14 protein-coding genes and 1 tRNA gene are annotated in these 13,825 nt (G+C 57.5%); 6 read left to right on the top strand and 9 right to left on the bottom strand.

Annotation, left to right across the window (positions count from 1 at the left end):
- The gene (locus ACR0DE_RS16525) at positions 1-1,401 is read right to left on the bottom strand and encodes a diguanylate cyclase (protein WP_480754347.1); all 1,401 of its coding nucleotides are present in this window, start codon (positions 1,399-1,401) and stop codon (positions 1-3) included.
- A gap of 89 nt (positions 1,402-1,490) precedes the next feature.
- Between ACR0DE_RS16525 and ACR0DE_RS16520 the strand changes: the two genes are divergently transcribed.
- From ACR0DE_RS16520 to ACR0DE_RS16500, 5 genes are all read left to right on the top strand, one after another.
- Entirely contained in the window at positions 1,491-1,775 is a 285-nt protein-coding gene (locus tag ACR0DE_RS16520; RefSeq protein WP_170397013.1) for a DUF3572 domain-containing protein, read from the top strand.
- Between the two features lie 19 nt (positions 1,776-1,794).
- Positions 1,795-2,490, top strand: a complete 696-nt coding sequence (locus tag ACR0DE_RS16515) for an HAD family hydrolase (RefSeq protein WP_170424087.1) — start codon at positions 1,795-1,797, stop codon at positions 2,488-2,490.
- Positions 2,491-2,603: 113 nt separating this feature from the next.
- The gene (locus ACR0DE_RS16510) at positions 2,604-4,163 is read left to right on the top strand and encodes a trimethylamine methyltransferase family protein (protein WP_480754345.1); all 1,560 of its coding nucleotides are present in this window, start codon (positions 2,604-2,606) and stop codon (positions 4,161-4,163) included.
- Positions 4,164-4,286: 123 nt separating this feature from the next.
- Positions 4,287-4,874, top strand: coding sequence for a heme NO-binding domain-containing protein (locus tag ACR0DE_RS16505; protein WP_170403939.1), 588 nt, complete (start codon positions 4,287-4,289; stop codon positions 4,872-4,874).
- Positions 4,871-5,869: a diguanylate cyclase domain-containing protein gene (locus tag ACR0DE_RS16500; RefSeq protein ID WP_480754344.1), complete on the top strand. Its 999-nt coding sequence runs from the start codon at positions 4,871-4,873 to the stop codon at positions 5,867-5,869. Before ACR0DE_RS16505 ends, ACR0DE_RS16500 begins: the two co-directional genes overlap by 4 nt.
- A 25-nt stretch (positions 5,870-5,894) precedes the next feature.
- On the opposite strand, the gene ACR0DE_RS16495 is transcribed toward ACR0DE_RS16500, so the two are convergent.
- The 8 genes from ACR0DE_RS16495 to ACR0DE_RS16460 all read right to left on the bottom strand — a co-directional run bounded on the left by ACR0DE_RS16495 (position 5,895) and on the right by ACR0DE_RS16460 (position 13,478).
- Positions 5,895-6,581 carry a CbiX/SirB N-terminal domain-containing protein gene (locus tag ACR0DE_RS16495; RefSeq protein WP_480754342.1) on the bottom strand — a complete coding sequence of 229 codons (687 nt, stop codon included), beginning with the start codon at positions 6,579-6,581 and terminating at the stop codon, positions 5,895-5,897.
- Positions 6,582-6,653: 72 nt separating this feature from the next.
- Positions 6,654-7,586 (bottom strand): AEC family transporter, encoded by a 933-nt coding sequence (locus ACR0DE_RS16490; RefSeq protein ID WP_170403928.1) that lies wholly within the window; start codon positions 7,584-7,586, stop codon positions 6,654-6,656.
- Between the two features lie 44 nt (positions 7,587-7,630).
- Positions 7,631-8,428, bottom strand: coding sequence for an MBL fold metallo-hydrolase (locus ACR0DE_RS16485; RefSeq protein ID WP_170403925.1), 798 nt, complete (start codon positions 8,426-8,428; stop codon positions 7,631-7,633).
- Complete coding sequence (locus tag ACR0DE_RS16480; RefSeq protein ID WP_480754338.1) at positions 8,425-9,231, bottom strand: TatD family hydrolase; 807 nt, start codon at positions 9,229-9,231, stop codon at positions 8,425-8,427. The genes ACR0DE_RS16485 and ACR0DE_RS16480 overlap by 4 nt, the downstream gene beginning before the upstream one ends.
- Entirely contained in the window at positions 9,231-10,349 is a 1,119-nt protein-coding gene (locus ACR0DE_RS16475; protein ID WP_480754336.1) for a DNA polymerase III subunit delta', read from the bottom strand. Before ACR0DE_RS16475 ends, ACR0DE_RS16480 begins: the two co-directional genes overlap by 1 nt.
- Position 10,350: 1 nt before the next feature.
- Positions 10,351-10,983, bottom strand: a complete 633-nt coding sequence (tmk, locus tag ACR0DE_RS16470) for a dTMP kinase (protein ID WP_170403915.1) — start codon at positions 10,981-10,983, stop codon at positions 10,351-10,353.
- Entirely contained in the window at positions 10,980-12,146 is a 1,167-nt protein-coding gene (locus ACR0DE_RS16465) for a D-alanyl-D-alanine carboxypeptidase family protein (protein WP_480754334.1), read from the bottom strand. Before ACR0DE_RS16465 ends, tmk begins: the two co-directional genes overlap by 4 nt.
- A gap of 18 nt (positions 12,147-12,164) precedes the next feature.
- Positions 12,165-13,478 (bottom strand): SPOR domain-containing protein, encoded by a 1,314-nt coding sequence (locus tag ACR0DE_RS16460; RefSeq protein WP_480754331.1) that lies wholly within the window; start codon positions 13,476-13,478, stop codon positions 12,165-12,167.
- 204 nt (positions 13,479-13,682) lie between these two features.
- On the opposite strand from ACR0DE_RS16460, the gene ACR0DE_RS16455 reads away from it, so the two are divergent.
- Positions 13,683-13,772 (top strand) — tRNA-Ser (locus ACR0DE_RS16455).
- The last annotated feature ends 53 nt before the right edge of the window (positions 13,773-13,825 follow it).

The following is a 13,825-nucleotide window of genomic DNA, read 5'->3' as shown; positions in this document are numbered from 1 at the left end:
TCACGCTGCGCTTTGCCGAATCTGTACCTGGTTGCGGCCCGCTTTTTTGGCGGCATAAAGTGCTTTGTCCGCCGAGCTGATCAATCGACCAACCGGGTCTGTTTCGCCTGGATGAGAGAGTTCGGGCGGGGTACATAATTTCACCCCCACGCTGATCGTTACGGGTACTGGGGCCGGACGATCCGGCAGCTGAAAAGGTTTTTCGCAAATTGTTTCACAAATCTGTTTCGCTTGCTTCAGCGCTTGGTCGGTTGAGGTATTCGGTAGCCCGATCATGAACTCTTCGCCGCCGATACGCGCGACAAAACCGGTTTTTCCTATCACGACTCGCAGCCTTTTCGCGGTTTCGGTCAGAACCAAATCCCCCGCGGCGTGACCGTAACGGTCATTGATTGCCTTGAAGTGGTCCAGATCGGCCAGCATCACGGCGAATCCGTGTTCCGTTTCTGGGGCCTGATGCGCGATCTGGTCCAGCGCGCGCATCGCATAGCGGCGATTGAACAGTCCCGTCAGCGGATCGATCAGGGATTCGGCCAAATCCCTGCGCAATGTCGCTCGCAATCTGTCGTCTCGGGTCTTGCGGGCGATCAAAGTTTCAAGCCGCAAGCATATCTCATCTGTCTGAAACCCGCCCATGCAGACCGCATCAGCGCCTCGGTCCAGCGCCTCGGCCGCAAGTGCGGGATTATCATCCGGCAACACACCGATCAGCACAGTATTTCGTGTCGCACCGCGCGACCGAAGATCTGCCAGTAGGTTCCGCCCCGAGCTATTCGGTGCAAGCTCAACAACAATCGCGTCCGGGATCGTCCCGGACAGGATGCCTTTGAGATCAGGCAGAGTATGGCCGGTCACACGATGCCGGGTTTGATGGGTCAGAGCATTACTCCACAACGCGCTGGTTCGAACTGTTTGCGTCAGGATCGCGATCTCTGCCGTCGATGGCGGGGCGATCAGCACCTGTGGCGCCTCGCCAAAGCCAATGGTTTGGGCCGAACCTTCGATGTTTAATTCCTGCCGTTCGGCGCGCGCACGTAACAAGCTGCGCACGCGGGCCAATAGAAGTGTATCCTTGAACGGATAGCCAAGCACATCATCCAGCCCGTCCGACAGTGCCTTCAAACGCGCTGCTTTGTCGTTTTTCGGTGCAATCGCAACAATCGGCACATCGATCAGAGCAGGATCTGCCGCCATCACTTTCTTAACATCCGCAGCGCTTCCGTCGGGCAGAGTTTGCGCTGTAAGAACCAGATCAGGCCGTGTCCGCCGCAGCAATGCACCAAGCCCGGCCAGTTTCTCACCCTGCACGACATGGTACCAGGCGGCCGTCAACTGAACCTTGAGCATTATGCGATTGGTCGAAACACCGTCGAGGACGAGTATGGTGCCTTGTACAGACATAGCCATTCACCGTTTGATTGCATGCGTTGCTAAAGTGTTTATGAGTCTGGTTAACAAACCCTTTCCAACACATTGTCCGAGGCCAGTTTATGCCGATCTCCGCCAATTCCGCTGAAACTCTGGCCCTGAATGTGCTGGGCTGGCTGGTGGGAAATGATGAGTTGCTGCCCGTTTTCCTGGGGGCGACAGGTGCCTCGGAACAAGATTTGCGCGACCGTGCGGGTGAGGCTGAATTTCTTGGGTCTGTGTTGGACTTTCTGCTGCTTGACGATTCATGGGTGATCGCTTTTTGTGACGCCAATTCCGTGCCCTACGAAGAGCCGGGTCAAGCCCGTGCCGCGTTGTCCGGAATTTCGGATATGCACTGGACCTAACCCAAAGGAAATTTGTTTCATGGCAATCGACGCCCTCGTGTTCGACAAGGACGGTACTCTTTTTGATTTTGCAGCCACTTGGGGTGCGTTCGGGCGTATCGCGATGCTGCAGCTCTCTGATGGAGATGTGCAGCGCGCGACCGAGTTGGGGAAGGCCATCGGATTTGATTTTGAACAAGAGAGCTACGACCCGAATAGCGTAGTCATCGCCGGAACGGTCGATGAAGTTGCTGCAGCCCTGACACCGCATTTGCCTGAGGTATCTCTGGGGCACCTGATCGAAACACTCAACCGGGCGTCAGCGAACGCAGAGCAGATCCAAGCCGTTCCCTTGGCACCATTCCTTGCCGAGCTGCGGCGCGCCGGGCTGAAACTGGGCGTTGCGACGAACGATGCTGAAATGCCGGCCCTGCAGCACCTGCAGTCCGTTGGTGTGCGGGACCATTTTGATTTTGTAGCCGGATATGACAGCGGACATGGTTACAAGCCAGGTCCGGGGCAGCTATTGGCCTTTGCTCAGCATGTCGAGGTCGCGCCATCTCGTGTTGCGATGGTTGGTGACAGTCTTCACGATCTAGAGGCGGGACGCGCCGCAGGGATGGTCACCATCGGGGTTCTGACCGGCATGGCGACGGCCAAAACACTCGAACCGCTGGCGGATGTCGTCTTGCCCAACATCGGGCACATTCCCGGCTGGTTGTCGAAAACCGAATAACCTCGGTTCCAAATCGCCGGGTTGGATAATAAAACCGACAACTCTTGTCGCAGACAGAACGGCGATACTGAATCTTCGGGGCTTTCATAGGAGTGAAAGCGCGGAGGATGGTGATGGCTGAGAGCAAGACACGCAAACGTCGCGGTGGTGGACGCGCGGGTGCAGCCGCAAGGCGCGGCGCGGCGGTGATCGAGCAGATGCCCTGGAACCCGCCCACAAACATCGACAAGCCAATCGAGCCGTTGGGACCCGAGGGGATCGAAGCGGTTCACGAAGGTGCCATGCGGATTCTCGAAGAGATCGGCATCGAGTTCTACAATCAGGAAGCCATCGGGATCCTGCGCAAGGCGGGCTGTACAATTTCCGGCGACAACGTCCGAATGGACCGGGATTTCGTGATGGAAATGGTGGGCAAGGCGCCCAGCAAATTTACCATCACGCCGCGCAACCCGGAGCATCAGATCGAGATTGGTGGCAAGACCATTCTGTTCGGCAATGTTTCATCCCCACCAAATTATTGGGACATGGAAATCGGAAAAAAAGTGCCCGGCACCCGGCGGATGTGTCAGGACCTGCTGAAGTTGACGCAATACTTCAACTGTATCCACTTTGCAGGTGGATATCCGGTTGAGCCGGTCGATATCCACGCCAGCATACGGCACCTTGATGTGCTTTATGACAAGCTGACCCTGACTGATAAGGCAATGCATGCCTATTCGCTGGGGAAAGAGCGCGTCGAAGACGTGATGGAGATGGTGCGTATCGCGGGTGGCCTGAGCCACGAGGAATTCGAGGCCACGCCCCGGATGTACACTAACATCAACTCGACCTCACCGTTGAAACACGACCATCCAATGATCGATGGCTGCCTGCGGTTGGCGCGGCGTGGGCAGGCAATTGTCGTGACGCCTTTCACTCTGGCCGGGGCGATGGCCCCTGTGACGATGGCTGGCGCAGTGGCACAATCGCTTGCCGAAGCGCTGTGCGCGATTGCGTTGTTTCAGTACGTTCGCCCGGGTATTCCATGCGTGATCGGGACCTTTACTTCGAATGTCGATATGAAATCCGGTGCGCCTGCATTCGGGACACCGGAATACATGCGCTCGACCCAGATGACTGGGCAGATGGCACGGTATTATGGCTTGCCTATGCGGTCCTCGGGCGTTTGCGCGGCAAATGTGCCCGATGGGCAGTCGGTTTGGGAAACCTCGAATTCCCTTTGGGCGGCGGTGCAGTCAGGCACCAACATGGTATATCATGCGGCAGGCTGGCTTGAAGGAGGCCTTATCGCAAGCCCCGAGAAATTCATCATGGATTGCGAAATCCTGCAGCAGATTCAGCGGTATATGCAGCCGGAACTGACAGCAACGGGCCCGGATGACATCGCCCTTGAAGCGATCCGGTCTGTTGGAAACGACGGGCATTTCTTTGGCATCCAACATACGCAAGATCGTTATACCACCGCATTTTATCAGCCGTTCCTGAGTGACTGGAAAAACTTCGAAGCCTGGGAAGCAGCTGGTGGTATCTGGACTGCGGAACGTGCCCATCGGATGTTTAAGGAGATCGTGAACAATTTCGATGCCCCGAAGATGGATGAGGCGATCCGCGAGGAGCTGGCCGAGTTTGTTGAGCGCCGCAAGGCCGAAGGCGGTGCGCCGACCGATTTCTGATCGCTGCCCAATCAGCCCTTCAGTTTGGGATTAGATCGGATTCTCATAATCCCGTATCGGATTTTGGGTGTTTGTTAAGCTTTCTGCGATCACTTGAGAGTGTCTTTCAATCTGAGGCGACTCATGCACGGGCTGATCAACAGGGCGATCCAATCCTTTGTCTGCGCCACCTACGGGCGTCAATGCTGGTTGCGCGCGACTCATACGGCCGGGCTGGGATTTGACGAGTTCGAGGCGATGTTGATCTATGACGCGGAGATATCGACCCGAGTGCTCGACGCTTTGTGCGCTGACTTGAACCGCCCAAAATCCGAATTTCTTGAGGATTTGGGCACTTATCTGGTCTCACACTCGAACATGGAAGATCTACGCAGGTTATTGCGTTTTGGCGGGGTCACCTATTTGGAGTTTCTGCATTCGCTTGATGATCTGTCGGATCGCGTCCGCCTTGCTGTGTCCGATCTGAGATTGCCGGATTTGGAATTGCAGGAACACTCGCCCGGGGAATATCACCTGCATTGCACTCCTGATTTGCCGGGGTATTCCAGCGTCATGACAGGTGTACTACGAGCCATGGCGGATGACTATGGGGCGTTGGTGATCCTGTCCAATGAAGGGTGCCAAAACGGGGCTGAGTTGATTTCAATCACATTGATCGAAAGCGCGTTTGCCGAAGGACGTCACTTTGATCTTGGGGCACGTAAATCATGATCAAGACCGCAGATCTTGGACAGTTGCTGGACACCTTATGTCCGATGTTCGTCCTTGTAGATGACATGGGGCGGATCGGGCAGGTTGGACCAACTCTGCAGAAGCTACGTCCGGATCGGCCTATGGTCGGCCGAAGCTTTCTGGATGTCTTTGAGCTGGTGCGCCCTCGCTCAATCACGACAGTAGCTGCGCTGATGATGGTGCCGGACCGAAAGCTACACCTCAGGTTTCAAGACCGGCCGCAGACTGCGTTCAAAGGTCTGATTGCGCCGTTTCCTGGCGGAAGCGGGGCGGTCATCAACCTGTCGTTTGGAATTTCGATACTGGATGCGGTACGCGACTATTCTCTGACCAGCACCGATTTCCCGGGCACTGATCTGGCCATAGAATTGTTGTATCTGGTCGAGGCAAATTCTGCCGCGATGGAAGCGTCACGCTCACTGAACTTGCGTCTGCAAGGTGCGATGCTGGCGGCAGAAGAACAAGCCTACACGGACACGTTGACCGGGCTGAAAAATCGACGTGCGATGGATCATATTCTGGGGCATTTGATTTCGTCGAAATCGAGTTTTGCAATGATGCATCTGGATCTGGATTTCTTCAAATCGGTCAATGATCGATTGGGGCATGCTGCAGGGGACTATGTTCTGCAGCAAGCCGCAAAGATCATGCTGGACGTCACACGCAGCGACGACACGGTTGCCCGAGTCGGGGGTGATGAGTTTGTCTTGATTTTTAAGGGCATGAACGATCGTACAAAGCTTGATGGTATTGCAGGGCGCCTGATTTCACGCCTGTGCAAGCCGATGCAGTTCGATGGGGCAACCTGCCGTATATCGGCAAGTATTGGTACAGCACTCTCGACACAATTCGAAGTGCCCAAGGCCGAAGATATTCTTCATGCCGCCGATCTGGCTTTATACGCAGCGAAACGAAGCGGGCGATCCTGCCACCGTTTCTATTGCGAGCTATCGGATGCGCAGCAATCCGGTTGACTGCAGGTGGCCCCCCATTGCTTCGCTACTGTGTATCCAACACCGCCGCGATGTGTCGTTTTACCTGAGGAAGCTCTGAAATCACAGGCATTACGTGTCCATGAAAGCTGGCGCGGGCAAGCTCCTCGGGTACATCTTCCAAAACATGGCCTCCGGTGCAGGCAAAAAACGGCAGGCACAGCGCCTTGCCACCGCACCCGGTGGCGGCGTCCGCAATTGATGGGGTTTGCTCAACGAACCCGGTGCGAATGCTATTGAACGCGGAAAGCCGACCCAGATTCTCGGCGAAACCCTTTGCGACAATGGCCGGATTGGCGCTGCGGCCCGAGCCATGTGCAGCGATCACAAGATCTGTGTCCGCCACGCTCCAAACCCTGTTCGTCAGTTCCTGATGTATGGCCGCTGTAATCAGGGCAGGCAGTTCGGGATCGATACCCATGGGGTCCAGAATCGTGACAGAACGCTGGCCAATCCGCTTTGGCAGAGCGCTGGTGACAAACCAGCCGCGCGCCATGAATAAGGGGTAGATAACCGTGTCGCTGGTCAATCCATCAAGGCAATTTTCCAACGCCTGCGGGGCTGCCAATGTGGCCGACGATACCGAAACCCGTTGACATAACTCATCTACCTCTCGCGCAAAGGCTGCTAGCGCAGCTTCTGCAGGTGCAGGGTCCGAGGGTTGGCCATGGGCGACGATAACGGCGTGTGTCATGCAGGGCTCCGGATAGGTTCTGCGATAGATGTATTGCTGGTGGGCAGAGTCAATGCGGTGTTGGCACTTTCGTCATCCCAAGAGGGTCAGCCACAACCAGACCGTCAATATTGACGCGGTCGTTCCGATCAGAACTGACGACGCGGCCACACGTTTGGCATGTCCGTACATGTTTGCGAAGATGTAGCTATTGATCCCCGGCGCCATCGCTGCAGTAAGAACGCCCGAGCGGAACAAATCTTGCGGCAACGCCAGAGATGACCCAAAGAACCAAACCAGGCTCGGGTGCAGCATCAATGAGATACAGCAGACGAAAATAATGGTACGCAGATCGCCCTCGGGTCGGTACTTGACCAGCACACCCCCCAGCGCAAACAAGGCACCGGGCAAGGCCGCGCGGGTGATCAGGTTCAAGGCTTCGTCCACAACTCCGGGTATGGCCAGTCCAGTGAGGTTTACAACAAACCCCAACGAGATCCCAAGAATGAGTGCATTCTTGAACATGGCCGACAGCACGGATTTCAACATCCGCACTCCGCCGTTGCCGCGGTTTCGAAGCACCTCCATCACCGTGATGCCGAGGCAATAGCAAAAGGGTGAGTGGAACGCGATGATTGTGAAGTTGCCAACTAGATTTTCGACCCCATAGGCGCGCTCGGTAATAGGCAACCCCAAGAGGACCGAGTTTGAAAACAGACAGCAAAATCCAATAGCAACCGAATCCTCCCACGCTCGTCCGAAGATCAGGCGCGCACCGATCATACCAGCGACAAAACACAGACCAGCTGCTGAATAGAAACTGACCAAAAGCCGAGGATCGAAGCTGGTGCCGAGATCGAGATTGGCAATGGCGAGAAACAGTAGGCAGGGAATGGCAAAGTTCTGCGTGAAACTCATTAACCCATCGATATGGGTTTCGCGAAAATAGCCGAACCTCGTCGCCGTGTATCCGGCACCGATGACCAGAAACACCGGCAGGATGACATCAATCAGGCTTTGTAACATGGCGGCGCCATACGGGGTATCGTAAGCGCGTGCAGCAGCATGCCTTACAGGGCGTGCCGGATCACCATGCCATCATAGGCAGGCGTGATATGATCCGGTGTTTCCGCATCGACCGTCGCATAATCCAGATCGATATGCATGTTGGTCAAAACGGCGCGTTTTGGTTTCAATTGGTCGATCCACTCCAGCGTCTTTTCCAGATGGGCATGTGTCGGATGCGGGGAACGACGCAGAGCGTCAATAATCAGGCAGTCCAGATTCGCCAGTTCAGTCATGCTCTCATCATAAAGCTCTGCTACATCAGGCAGATAGACGATGTTTCCCATTCTGAAGCCAAGCGCATCAATCGATCCGTGGTTCACGCGAAATGGCCGAAGCGAGATCGTGCCGCCTGGGCCGGGAATTTCGAACGGCCCATTGATTGTTTTGAGGTCGAGTATGGGCGGATAGGGCGATCCCTCGGGCTGAACGAAGGCATAGCCAAACCGGCTGAGCAGATCGTTCTGCGTGTCACCATCGGCCCAGACGGGGACGCGGGTTTTCATATTGAAAACGATCATCCGCAGATCGTCGATCCCATTCATGTGGTCGGCGTGGGAATGCGTGTAGACGACACCGTCCAATCGCCCCGTCCCGGTGTCCAGCAATTGGCTACGCATATCAGGTGAGGTGTCGATCAGAACCGAAGTAGTCCCGTCCGGCCCGTCCCGTTCGACCAGTAACGAGCATCGCCGACGCTGGTTTTTCGGGTTTTCCGGATCACAATCGCCCCAATGTCCCCCGAGACGGGGGACGCCACCGGATGACCCGCAGCCCAGAATTGTCAGGCGCAGCTCGCTCATGCAGCCGCCTTGTATGTGGCGGCTTTAGTGAAGAGCCGATCAAAATTGGCCTGCGTTTTTGCGGCGAAATCTGCGTAATCCAATCCGAAGACCTCAGCCCCTTTACGGGCGGTGTGTGCGGTATAGGCGGGCTCATTCCGTTTACCGCGATATGGTGGGGGGGCAAGATAGGGCGCATCGGTTTCGACCAGAATTCGGTCAACAGGTGCAGAAGCGAAGATATCGCGCAGTTCCTGGCTTCTTGGGAAGGCCGCGATGCCGGACATGGACAGGTAAAAGCCCAGATCAAGCGCGGCCCGGGCCAGTTCAGCCGATGAAGAGAAACAATGCATGACGCAGGAATAGGGCGCATTGCGATGCTCTTCGGCCAGAATGCGGGCCATGTCGTCATCAGCAGCGCGCGCGTGGATGATCAATGGCAGGCCAGTGCGCTGGGCGGCCTCGATATGGATGCGCAGTGATTGTTTCTGCACATCCGCCGACTCGGCCGTGTAGTGATAATCAAGCCCGCTTTCCCCAATGCCCACGAACTTGGGATGCTTAGCCAATGCGACCAGCTCATCGACCGTGGCCATCGGCTCATCAGCGGCGCTCATCGGGTGGGTGCCTGCAGCGTAGAAGACTGGGGCGTGAGCCTCGGCGATGGCGCGCACAGCGGGTTCGTTGCGCAGCCGGGTGCAGATGGTCACCATGCAGGTCACGCCAGCCTCGGCAGCGCGGGCGACGATATCATCCAACTGACCGTCGAAATCAGGGAAATCCAGATGGCAGTGGCTGTCGGTAATTTCGGGGGTGAGGCTCATCAGCTGTGACCGGCGGTTTCCTGTATCTTGAACACCGTATCTAGGACAAGCGAGGCAGGGTCAAGGTTCACCGCCTGCCCATGCCGCGCGCGCGCCGTGATGAGCGCGGCGACCTCCGCCCATTGGCGGGCCTTGTGCTGCGAGTTAGAGAGGCGCGACAGAGTTTCAGCCTCATTCGGGGCGGCCTCGGGTATGGAGGCGGCACCTTTTGCACCTGTCAGCGCCAAACGCGAGAGCGCAACGTCGATCAGTGAAAGCAGCAGGTCAAACCGTTCGGCAGCCCCCCGCTGAGCTGCCGCTTCTGCCAGTTTCAGGGCGCGCTGGCGGTCGAGCCGGGGAAGGGAGCCCAGAATTGCAATCAGCTCGGCATAAAGCTCTAGCCCGCCGAGATTGATCAAGCGGACGGCATCACCCACTGAACCGGCGGCGAGGGCTGCCAGATGCTCGGCCCGACTAGGGATTTCTGTGCCGGTCTGCGCTAGCGCGGCCTGCATGTCATCTGCGCCAAGGGGTGAAAGCCGCAGCGTGCGGCAACGCGAACGGATGGTCGGCAGCAGGCGCGAAGGTTGGTGTGAAACCAGCAGCAGCGTCGTGCGCGCTGGGGGTTCTTCGAGCATTTTCAGCAGCGCATTGGCGGCGCTGAGATTCATTTCATCCGCTGAATCGACGATAACAATCCGGCGACCACCATCGGCAGAGGACAGGCCGAAGAACTTGCCCAGTTTGCGGATGTCATCGACAACGATTTCGTTGCGCAGCCGTCCCTGATCGTTGACGGACCGGGTGATTGCGGCAAGGCCGGGCTCGGCCCCCGCCTGGATACGGTGTGCGACGGGGTGGTCCGGGTCGATGTCCAACGTCTCAGGCGCAGGAGGGGCACCAAACAACCCGCCTTCATCTGCCGGAGGTGTGGCCAACAAAAACTGTGCAATGCGCCAGGCAAGGGTAGCCTTGCCCACGCCGCGCGGCCCCGTTAGCAACCAGCCGTGGTGCAGCCGGTCCGAGTTATACGCGGTTAAAAACGCCTCTTGGGCCGCATCCTGTCCGAACAGCTTGAGAGTTTCGCGCGGATGCGGGGCACCAGGGGCCTGATCCGGTGTTTGGATATCGTCGCTCATGTCAGCTCAATTGCAGGGACGCCATGACAATATCTGTCACATCCCGCGCAACGCTGTCCATGTCCCGATTGCCGTCGACCACGTGGAAACGGTCAGAGAATTCTTGGGCCAGACCCAGAAAACCTGCCCGCATCTGTTGTTGAAGATCCAAACCGAAATCTTCGAATCGTTCTTCGGTGCCCTGACGACCTTTGGCGCGCAACAGACCGGTTTCCGGGTCCATATCGATCAGCAAGGTCATATCTGGCTCTCGCCGGATCATCAAGCTGTGCAACTGATCCACCAAACCCCGCAGATCGCCGCGCGACAGACCTTGATACATCCGGGTACTGTCGGCAAAGCGATCGCAGATCACAACCTTGCCCTCTGCCAACGCGGGTTCAATCGTGCGCTCAAGATGATCGCGCCGGGCAGCGGTGAACAGCAGGATCTCGGTCTCGGCCGACCAGCGGTCCGGATCACCCTGCAGCACAAGGCTGCGAATTTCTTCTGCCCCGTCCGATCCGCCGGGCTCGCGCGTCAGAACGACGTCGCGGCCTTGATGCCGCAAGTGCTCGGCCAGCAGGCGCGCCTGCGTGGACTTGCCTGATCCGTCAATGCCTTCGAAGGTCAGAAACGTTCCGCGCGCTGTCACATTTGCTCCAGAGGAGTGTTGATCACTTCTTTCAGAACGATGCCACCCACGGTCAACATACGCACGACAAACCCGCCCAAGGGAACATCCTTTTCCGCAACCAGCGGGCGGCGGATTTCGGGCAATCCCTCGGGTTGGATAACAAGCTCGGCCAATTGCTGGCCTTTGCTGACCGGTGCGTTGATAGGGCCGTCATAGACAACTTCGGCCTTGATGTCCTTGTCGCCCAAAACGGGGAACAGCAAGGTCAGATCACCCTCGGGCACCAATCCCACAGTCTTTTCCGCCCCCATCCAAAGCTTGGCCTGGGCTACCGGTTCTTCTGATTTGGCAACTGTCCTCTCGACAAAATTTCGAAACGACCAGTTAACCACGGCCTCAGCCTCCTCTGCGCGCTTGGCAGTGCTGTTGAGCCCTGAAAGAACAAAGACAACCCGTCGGTCGCCTTGTTTGGCAGAACCGACCAAACCATATCCTGCCTCTTGGGTATGGCCAGTCTTGAGGCCATCGGCCCCGATATCAAGCTTCAGCAGCGGATTGCGGTTTCGCGCGTTCGAGGGCGCTCGGCCATCGAATTCGAACTCTTCTTCGGCAAACAGGGGATAGTACTCGGGGAAATCGGTGATCAGCCGGTCGGCCAGAACTGCCAGATCGTGCACTGACATCATGTGCCCAGCAGCAGGCCAGCCGTTGGAATTGGCAAAGTTCGAGTTGTTCATGCCCATCTGCTGCGCCCGCTGAGTCATGAAACGGGCGAATCCGGCTTCGCTTCCGTCGGGGCTGAGCGCTTCGGCGATCACGACACAGGCGTCATTACCCGAAAGCACGATGATCCCGCGCAAAAGATCCTCGACCCGGACACGATCCTGCGTGTTCAGGAACATGGTCGAGCCGCCATAGCTCATTGCATGTTCCGAGACGGGCAAAGTTTCGTCCAGCGTCAAACGGCCATCGCGCAAGGCTTCAAACGCCACATAAAGCGTCATGAGCTTCGACATGGACGCTGGAGGCAGAGGCTGATCGGCGTCTTTAGACAACAGCACAGTGCCGGTTTTCTGGTCCATCACATAAGCCGCACGCGCGGTGGTGTCGAAGGCATGGGCGGGCAGTGCCAACAGCGCCAACCCGAGGGCCAGTGTGGTGGATCGCAAAGCGGAAAGCATCATGGGCCTCCTGTTTGATCAGTTCTTTGCCGTGAAAGCATCGGTAAACCCAAGGTCTTTCACATCGTTCAACATCGCCCGACGTTCCGCGCGGGTTGCAACGGGTCCAACCAAAACGCGCCAGACCGACTTGTCCTCGCTTTTCAGCTCCATGACTTCGGCAGCCATGCCATTGCGCCGGATCTTGTCCGCCGCGCTCTTGGCGTTGGATTCTACGCTGAATGTGCCCGCCTGAACAAAAGGTTTTGCCAACCCACTTGTCGTCGCAGCACTCGCCGTCGCTGGTGCCGCCGCCGTTGGTTCAGAGGCCTCGATGGCCGCTGCCGCTCCGGCAATCGGGTCCAGAGGCGTTTCGGTGATTGCGTTAGGGTCTTTCTTTTGCCACCACTTGCGCTTGGCCGGTTTTTCAGCCGGTGCCGTCAGTTCGGGATCCGACAATGCTGCCGTCTGTGTTTCTGACGAAGGGGATTCGGTCTCGGCAGCCGCTGCGGTTGCTGCGCCAGCTGCTGCGACTGCAGTCTCGTCGCTTGGCTTTTTCTGCCACCATTTGCGTTTGGCCGGTTTCTCTGGGGCTGGGGCCTCATTCGCGGCCAATTCACTGGTCGGTGCTTCTGCATTGGTCGGGGCTTCTGCACTGGGCGCATCTTCATCCGACGATGCAACAACGGCAGCCCCGGCAACGACCGCAGCTCCGGTCGCTGTTTCGGTGCTTGGCTTTTTCTGCCACCATTTCCGCTTTTGAGGCTTTTCAGCAGAGCCCGTTTCTGACGCTTCTGCGGTGTCGGTTGTTTCCGAACTCTCTGCACTATCTGTCTCTTCGGCAGGTTCCGCGGCGACAGGTGCAGGGGGTTCTTCAATAGCCTCACGTCGCAACGCGACAACCTGCACCCTGGTTGGAGCACCAGCCAGCATTCCCAATTGCTCGGCAGCGGATGACGAGACCTGCAGCGCGGGTCCCGGCAAATTCCGCTCACGGCGGAACAGGGCACCCGTTACCGATTTGTTGTTGGCTGTATTCTTGATCAGCACCCGCTCGGGTTGAGTCACATCGGGATGCGCCACCCAGATACCACCCAGCGATGGCCGCCCGTCCCACAATCCTGCTTCGGTGACCTGAAAAACCTCGGGGGCCTCAACATCGCGCTGATTGGTCGCGGCAGCCTCGGGGAACAGTTCGAACCGGTTTGTGTTGTCCGCATCTTCGGCGGCCGTATCCTCAGGCGGGTCCTCTGCAGTAAGTAGCCCTTCTTCGCATCCAGCCAATGCTGCCATGGTCACGACCAAAATTGCCAGCCGTTGTGGCCCAAAGCGTGTGCCCGTAGCTCGCTCCATTTTCTCAATCCCTTGCCTGACAAGGCCATTCCGGCCGCGCCCCACCGCGTCATTGCTGGTTCTTGTTGCCAGTCTTGTGCGGTCTTTCCCGCAGATCATAGCGCGGGCATCGGGCCATGGAAAGACTGCTACATTCGCTTCGGCAAGATTTCCCGCTTTATGGCTTGCCACCGCGCTCAACTCGTCATAGACCCAGCCTCACGCGGGGAGGTGGCAGAGTGGTCGAATGCGGCGGTCTTGAAAACCGTTGAACGTGAGAGCGTTCCCAGGGTTCGAATCCCTGTCTCCCCGCCACTCATACCTGTCTCACTTCCCTGTCTCACTTCAGTTGTGTTTTTTGACCCGGA

The sequence above is a fragment of the Ruegeria sp. C10 genome (genome assembly GCF_056537805.1).
The sequence above is the reverse complement of the archived record's forward strand: the minus strand, read 5'-3'. Positions and strand labels throughout refer to the sequence as shown.

Excerpts from the sequence above, each read along its gene's own strand:
- ACR0DE_RS16485 (WP_170403925.1), bottom strand. The coding sequence starts at position 8,428 with ATGAGCGAGCTGCGCCTGACAATTCTGGGCTGCGGGTCATCCGGTGGC.
- ACR0DE_RS16490 (WP_170403928.1), bottom strand. The coding sequence starts at position 7,586 with ATGTTACAAAGCCTGATTGATGTCATCCTGCCGGTGTTTCTGGTCATC.
- ACR0DE_RS16505 (WP_170403939.1), top strand. The coding sequence starts at position 4,287 with ATGCACGGGCTGATCAACAGGGCGATCCAATCCTTTGTCTGCGCCACC.
- ACR0DE_RS16515 (WP_170424087.1), top strand. The coding sequence starts at position 1,795 with ATGGCAATCGACGCCCTCGTGTTCGACAAGGACGGTACTCTTTTTGAT.
- ACR0DE_RS16500 (WP_480754344.1), top strand. The coding sequence starts at position 4,871 with ATGATCAAGACCGCAGATCTTGGACAGTTGCTGGACACCTTATGTCCG.
- ACR0DE_RS16510 (WP_480754345.1), top strand. The coding sequence starts at position 2,604 with ATGGCTGAGAGCAAGACACGCAAACGTCGCGGTGGTGGACGCGCGGGT.
- ACR0DE_RS16495 (WP_480754342.1), bottom strand. The coding sequence starts at position 6,581 with ATGACACACGCCGTTATCGTCGCCCATGGCCAACCCTCGGACCCTGCA.
- ACR0DE_RS16525 (WP_480754347.1), bottom strand. The coding sequence starts at position 1,401 with ATGTCTGTACAAGGCACCATACTCGTCCTCGACGGTGTTTCGACCAAT.
- ACR0DE_RS16475 (WP_480754336.1), bottom strand. The coding sequence starts at position 10,349 with ATGAGCGACGATATCCAAACACCGGATCAGGCCCCTGGTGCCCCGCAT.
- ACR0DE_RS16480 (WP_480754338.1), bottom strand. The coding sequence starts at position 9,231 with ATGAGCCTCACCCCCGAAATTACCGACAGCCACTGCCATCTGGATTTC.
- ACR0DE_RS16460 (WP_480754331.1), bottom strand. The coding sequence starts at position 13,478 with ATGGAGCGAGCTACGGGCACACGCTTTGGGCCACAACGGCTGGCAATT.
- ACR0DE_RS16520 (WP_170397013.1), top strand. The coding sequence starts at position 1,491 with ATGCCGATCTCCGCCAATTCCGCTGAAACTCTGGCCCTGAATGTGCTG.
- ACR0DE_RS16465 (WP_480754334.1), bottom strand. The coding sequence starts at position 12,146 with ATGCTTTCCGCTTTGCGATCCACCACACTGGCCCTCGGGTTGGCGCTG.